This is a genomic window from Verminephrobacter aporrectodeae subsp. tuberculatae At4, assembly GCF_000193225.1.
Lineage (GTDB): Bacteria > Pseudomonadota > Gammaproteobacteria > Burkholderiales > Burkholderiaceae_C > Acidovorax > Acidovorax aporrectodeae.
The window spans coordinates 1-875 of record NZ_AFAL01000242.1 but is presented as its reverse complement, the minus strand read 5'-3'; the positions used below and the strand labels follow the sequence as shown (position 1 = coordinate 875).

The following is an 875-nucleotide window of genomic DNA, read 5'->3' as shown; positions in this document are numbered from 1 at the left end:
GTTGAGAACAATAGTCTCAGGAGGTTCTCGCCGTTGATCTATCTGCTGGCCGCTGCGGCCTACACCACCGGGGTCGGTGATGGTGATCCTGTGGCGGGCCTGGAAATCATCGGCCAGGGCAAAGATCCCTTGAGCCAGGTCATCGCCTCGGGCATGGAGACGGCAGTGACGCTGTCCATGGACGTCTACCCCAAGGAAACGACGGCCGTGCTCGAATTCCTGAGCGGGGTGGGGGAGACCATTGATGCCACGGTCACCTACGCCGACGACAGGACCGGTCGGGTGGTCAGCACCCAATGGAACAGCCTGAGCCAAGCCACGCGCGATAGGCTCAAAGGTGGGGGCAAGGTCATCGACGTGGTGCTGAACGCTGGCCAAGTGCACGCCGTCAAGATTATTCTTGGCGCTCCGAAAGTCGTAGGCGTGCTAACGCCCGACGTTGCCATTCGGAAACCCGTAGGCGTGGCGACGCCTGATGGTGCCACTCTGAAGCCCGTGGGCGCGGCGACGCCTGACATTACCACTCCGGGCGCTGTAAACTGGACGACGCCTAAAAAAAATCTGCGCGGGAAGTCCTTTGAAAACAACTTGGAAAGCACCAAATACTCCCAGGAGAATGGCTATGTTATGCTTGATAAAATACAGCACAACCACAAGACCTTTGACTCCTTTAACCGGACCACGGGCCATGCGGTAAGCATCAAGACCATGGACACCCTGGGACTGTCAGGAAGCAAGCCCATGACGCCAGGGCAGGCAGCGGGCTATTTGCGGCGTTACGTCAAGGAGGCGAAGGATTATGAGAAATCAGCGCATCAAGCGAATGGAATCGAAGCAGGAGATATCCAATCACGACGCATTGAATTGGCCATCCC

Annotated in this window: 1 protein-coding gene; it reads left to right on the top strand. The window is 57.6% G+C overall.

Annotated features, from left to right (window positions below; all coding sequences use genetic code 11):
* Window positions 1–33: 33 nt before the first annotated feature.
* Window positions 34–875: endonuclease toxin domain-containing protein (locus tag VTU_RS26065; protein WP_040892278.1), on the top strand; the 842-nt coding region annotated here is incomplete at its 3' end.